Consider the following 5,110-nt stretch of genomic DNA (forward strand, 5'->3'; position numbering starts at 1 on the left):
AGCGCGCCGGTCCAGGGCGTGATTCGCAAGTCCGAAACGCCCAATGCGGTCGATGAAATCAAGGATTCGGTGGTGCGCGGCTCGTTCCTGCAGGGCGAACCGATTCGCCGCGAGAAATTGTTCAAGGGCGCCAATTCCGGCTTCCTCTCGGCGATCGTCAATCCGGGCTATCGCGCGGTCGCGATCACCATTGACGACAATGGCGCCAATACGGCCGGCAAGTTCATCCTCCCCAACGACCGCGTCGATGTGATTCGCATCTATCGCGACGAGGACGCCGCCAAGCTCGGCGCCGGCGATCCCTATATCAGCGAGACTCTGGTCACCAATGTCCGCGTGCTCGCGATCGGCCAGAACGCCCAGGACAAGGGCGGCCAGCCCTTCGCCTCCGGCTCGACCGCCACGCTCGAACTCGATCCCCGCCAGGCCGAGACCGTGATTCTCGCTCAGCGCGTTGGCCAACTCTCGCTGGTGCTGCGTTCCATGCAGGACAGCCAGCAGAACGCCGCCTCGCCGGAGACCATCAACCAGATCGAACACAATCGCGCGGTCACCGTGGTGCGCGCAGGCGTCGCAACCCAGTCGCGCGGAAAATGAGCAATCGGCGAAGCCGCCCCGAACAGGCGCCGCCCAGGAGTGTGAGACGATGCAGATGATGCGCCCAAGGCTGGTCGGAGGTTTTGTCGCTTTGCTCGCCTTTGCCGCGCCGGCAATGGAGCGGCCCGCGCAAGCCTATGACAACAATGACGTCGCGCTTCAGGGATCGAGCGCGGTGCGCCGCGTGACCATGGGCGTCGGCAAATCGATCATCGTCGAGCTGCCTGGCGACGCCGGCGAGATTTTCGTCGGCAATCCGGCCATCGCCAATGCGGTCGTGCGTTCGGCGCGCAAGATCTACATCATCGGCCAGGCGGCGGGCCAGACCACGATCTACGCCATGGACAAGCAGGGCCGCCGGATCGCCACGCTGGAAATCTCGATCGGCCGCGACATCGGCGAATTGCAGAACATCATCCGCACCGCCTTGCCCAGCGCCCGCATCACCGCGCGCACCATCAATGATTCGATCATCCTCACCGGCGAGGTCGATTCGCCCGGGGATATGCAGACCGCGCTCGATATCGCCAAGGGCTTCGTCGACAGCGTGAACAAGACCTCCGGCGGCATCAACGGCGCCGCCGGCGCCGGCATGGTCGTCAATGCGATCACCGTCAAGGGCCGCGACCAGGTGATGATCAAGGTCACCATCGCCGAGGTCCAGCGCAATATCGCCAAGCAGCTCGGCGTGTCCTCGTCGACCCTCGCCGGCAATTGGGGCACCTTCACGCAGGACAACCCGTTCACGGTGAACAACGGCGTGCTGAGCAGTGGCGCGCTCAACACCGTGACCAATTTCGGCGGCCCCTGGTCGCTGAAACAGACCCTGACCGCCTTCGAACGCAATGGCGTCGCTCGCACCCTGGCCGAGCCGACCGTCACCGCCGTATCGGGCGAAGGCGCGAAATTCACGGTCGGCGGCGAAGTCCCGATCAACGCCGGCACCACCTGCAACGGCACGGGCTCGACGTCGAACTGCACCGCCAGCGTGACCTACAAGATGTACGGCGTGACCCTGAACTTCACGCCGGTCGTGCTGGCGTCGGGCCGCATCTCGCTGCGCCTCGCCACCGAAGTGTCGGAAATCGACCCCTCGACCTCCAGCGTGATCAACGGCCTGTCGGTGCCCGGTTTCCGCACCCGCCGCCACGACACCACGGTCGAACTGCCGACCGGCGGCTCAATCGCCACCGCCGGCCTGATCGAATCCGCCTCCAACCAGGTGCAGAACGGCGTGCCCGGCGCGATGAACCTGCCGGTCCTCGGCCAGTTGTTCCGCTCCCGCGACTATCAGCGCAAGGAAACCGAGCTGCTGATCATCGTCACGCCCTATCTGGTCAAGGCGGTTCCCGCCAGCGCTCTTGCCCGGCCCGATGACAATTTCGCGGACGCCAACGACCCGCAGGCCTGGCTGCTCGGACGCGTGAACAAGCTCTATTCCTCCACCGACAATCCCGAAGCGGCGAAACATTTCAGCGGCCGCGTCGGCTTCATCCACGACTGAACCCGCTCGGCGCGTTGGGGAAGCCGCGCTTCCTCAACGCCCCCGAGCGAGGCCATACCGGCAAGCGCAACGATCGAGACGGACCATCATGTCGCACTTTCGCCCCCTTCGGACTAGAATCCGCCGGCCGCTCGCCGAAAAACTCAGGCTCGCCGCCTTGCTCGGCCTCGCCGCGCCGCTCGCCGCCTGTTCCGGCGTGGACCGCGTCGTGACCGGCTCGACCGGCCCGAACGACTATCGCACGCGCCACCCGATCGAGCTGAAACAGGGACGCGCCGATCTGGAAGTGCTGCCGGAAGTGCGCAATGGCGAACTCGACACGCGCACCCGCGCCCAGGTCAAGCAATTCGCGCAGGACTATCGCGGCAACGGCTCCGGCGAAATCGGCATCGCGCTGCCCCAGGGCGGGCGCAGCGGCGGCGAGGCCCGCTCCGCTTTGCCCGGCATCCGCCGCGCGCTCGCCGCCGGCGGCGCCCATGGCTATGTCAGCGTCTCCTATTATCCGGTCGCCAATCCGACGCTCGCCGCGCCGGTGCGCCTGTCCTATTCCACCATCGTCGCGCAGACGCCCACGCGCTGCGGCCAATGGCCGAACGATCTGGCCTCGGGCAGCTCGACCATCGGCTGGAAGAACGAGGAATATTGGAATTTCGGCTGCGCCAGCCAGCAGATGATGGCGACGCAGGTGGCCGATCCGCGCGACCTCGCCGGCCCGGCCGCAGTGTCCCCGCCGGATTCGCACATTGTCGGCCGCGCGATCGACGCCGTGCGCCAGGGCAAGGATCCCGGGACGGCCTGGGCCACTCAAAACAGCAGCATCAGCACTGTAGGAAACTGACCCATGGCCAGCGAGTCGCTCGATCCTTCCGCCCAGTCGCAGGGGGCCTCCATCGCCCCGATGCCGCGCGTTTCCCTGCAGGCCTTCTGCGAAACGCCCGATCTCGCCGCGCTCATCAACGAGGCGGCGGGCGATCGCCGCATGGAAAAGGCCCATGTCAAGGTCAATATGGGCGGGGCCAATGCGGCCGTGGAGGCCTATCGCACCTCGCCGACGCCCAATATCATCGTCATCGAATCCAACGCCCAGCGCGGCGAACTCGTCGGACAGCTCGAAGCGCTCGCGGAATTTTGCGATTCCGGCACCAAGGTCGTCGTCGCCGGCCGCCAGAACGACATCACGCTCTATCGCGAGCTGATCTCGCGCGGCGTCAGCGATTATCTGGTCGAGCCCTTCGGCGTGATGGAATTCATCAGCGCGCTGTCCGCGCTCTATAATCACGATCTTTCCGCGCCGCTCGGCCGGGTGATCGCCGTGGCCGGCTGCAAGGGCGGCGTCGGCGCCTCCTGCGTCGCGCATAACATGGCCTGGTCGATCGCGCGCGATCTCGACACCGCCACCGTCGTCGCCGATCTCGACCTCGCCTTCGGCACCACCGGTCTCGATTTCAACCAGGATCCGCCGCAGGGCATCGCCGAGGCGATCTTCTCGCCGGAACGCCTCGACTCCAATCTGGTCGACCGCCTGCTGTCGAAATGCAGCGAGAAGCTTTCGATCCTGGCGGCGCCGGCGACCGTCGAGCGCGGCTATGACCTGTCGGAAAACGCGCTCGACGCCTTGGTCGAAATCCTTCGCGCGACGACGCCCTATATCGTGCTCGACCTGCCCCATGTCTGGACGGCGTGGTCGCGCCGCCTGCTGGTCTCGGCGGACGAGGCGATCATCGTGGCTTCGCCCGAACTGGCCAGCCTGCGCAACGCCAAGAGCATGCTCGACAATCTCCGCGCCGCCCGGCGCAACGATCCCCCGCCGCGCTTCGTGCTGAACGGCGTCGGCCTGCCCAAGCGGCCCGAGATTTCGCCCGCCGATTTCGCCAAGGCGGTGGAGGGCGAGCCCGCCGCGGTCGTGCCCTTCGACGCCAAATTGTTCGGCACCGCCTCCAACAACGGCCAGATGATCGCCGAAATGGAAGACGGCGCCAAAACGGCGGAGCTGTTCAGCGATCTCGCGCGCGTCGTCACCGGACGCGGCGTTATCAAGCGCGAACGCAAGGGGTTCTTCTCGCCGATCCTGGCGGTGTTCAAGGGCTGACCGGCGGCGTCCGAATCCGGGTTGAGGCCGTAGTATAGAGTTTAGGGAGCACGGAAGGACGATGTTTGGAAAGCGCTCAGGCGGCCAAAGCGCGCCGCCACGTTCGCCTCAAAAGGCCGCGCCGGATTCTTTCGCGCCCGCGCTCGCCGCCGCTCCCGCCGTGGCGGCGCCGACGCCCGCCCCGGCGCCGCCGCCCGCGCCAGAAAACCGGCGCTCCGACGAATATTACCAGACCAAGAGCCTGATCTTCGGCGCCTTGATCGAGGCGATCGATCTGTCGCAGCTCTCGAAGCTCGATTCCGAAAACGCGCGCGAGGAAATCCGCGACATTGTCAACGAGATCATCGCGATCAAGAATGTCGTGATGTCGATCTCCGAGCAGGAGGACCTGCTCGAGGACATCTGCAACGACGTGCTCGGCTATGGCCCGCTCGAACCGCTGCTGGCGCGCGACGACATCGCCGACATCATGGTCAATGGCGCGACGCGCACCTTCATCGAAGTCGCCGGCAAGATCCAGCTCACCAATGTCCGCTTCCGCGACAATACGCAGCTGATGAACATCTGCCAGCGCATCGTCAGCCAGGTCGGCCGCCGCGTCGACGAAGCCTCGCCGATCTGCGACGCGCGCCTGCTCGACGGCTCCCGCGTCAACGTCATCGCGCCGCCGCTGGCCATCGACGGCCCGGCGCTCACCATTCGTAAGTTCAAGAAGGACAAGCTGACCCTCGATCAGCTCACCCGCTTCGGCTCGATCTCGCCGGAAGGCAGCGAGATCCTGAAGATCATCGGGCGCGTGCGCTGCAACGTGCTGATCTCCGGCGGCACGGGCTCCGGCAAGACCACCTTGCTCAATTGCATGACCAATTACATCGATCACGACGAGCGCGTGATCACCTGCGAGGACGCGGCGGAACTGC

Annotated in this window: 5 protein-coding genes; all 5 read left to right on the forward strand. The window is 65.9% G+C overall.

What is annotated here, in order from left to right:
• A partial coding sequence (gene cpaB, locus ACE3S9_RS14535; protein ID WP_374547197.1) for a Flp pilus assembly protein CpaB occupies positions 1 to 597 on the forward strand: 597 nt, incomplete at its 5' end.
• Positions 598 to 646: 49 nt separating this feature from the next.
• A complete protein-coding gene (locus ACE3S9_RS14540; protein ID WP_374547198.1) occupies positions 647 to 2,101 on the forward strand; it encodes a type II and III secretion system protein family protein in 1,455 nt (484 codons plus the stop codon).
• A gap of 88 nt (positions 2,102 to 2,189) precedes the next feature.
• Positions 2,190 to 2,939, forward strand: coding sequence for a CpaD family pilus assembly protein (locus tag ACE3S9_RS14545; RefSeq protein WP_374547199.1), 750 nt, complete (start codon positions 2,190 to 2,192; stop codon positions 2,937 to 2,939).
• 3 nt (positions 2,940 to 2,942) lie between these two features.
• Complete coding sequence (locus tag ACE3S9_RS14550) at positions 2,943 to 4,190, forward strand: CpaE family protein (protein ID WP_374547200.1); 1,248 nt, start codon at positions 2,943 to 2,945, stop codon at positions 4,188 to 4,190.
• 61 nt (positions 4,191 to 4,251) lie between these two features.
• Positions 4,252 to 5,110 (forward strand): CpaF family protein (locus ACE3S9_RS14555; RefSeq protein ID WP_374547201.1); only part of this gene is annotated, 859 nt, incomplete at its 3' end.

Origin of the sequence: Rhodoblastus sp. (assembly GCF_041915505.1) — a bacterium.
GTDB lineage: Bacteria > Pseudomonadota > Alphaproteobacteria > Rhizobiales > Beijerinckiaceae > Rhodoblastus.

Excerpts from the sequence above, each read along its gene's own strand:
- ACE3S9_RS14540 (WP_374547198.1), top strand. The coding sequence starts at position 647 with ATGCAGATGATGCGCCCAAGGCTGGTCGGAGGTTTTGTCGCTTTGCTC.
- ACE3S9_RS14545 (WP_374547199.1), top strand. The coding sequence starts at position 2,190 with ATGTCGCACTTTCGCCCCCTTCGGACTAGAATCCGCCGGCCGCTCGCC.
- ACE3S9_RS14550 (WP_374547200.1), top strand. The coding sequence starts at position 2,943 with ATGGCCAGCGAGTCGCTCGATCCTTCCGCCCAGTCGCAGGGGGCCTCC.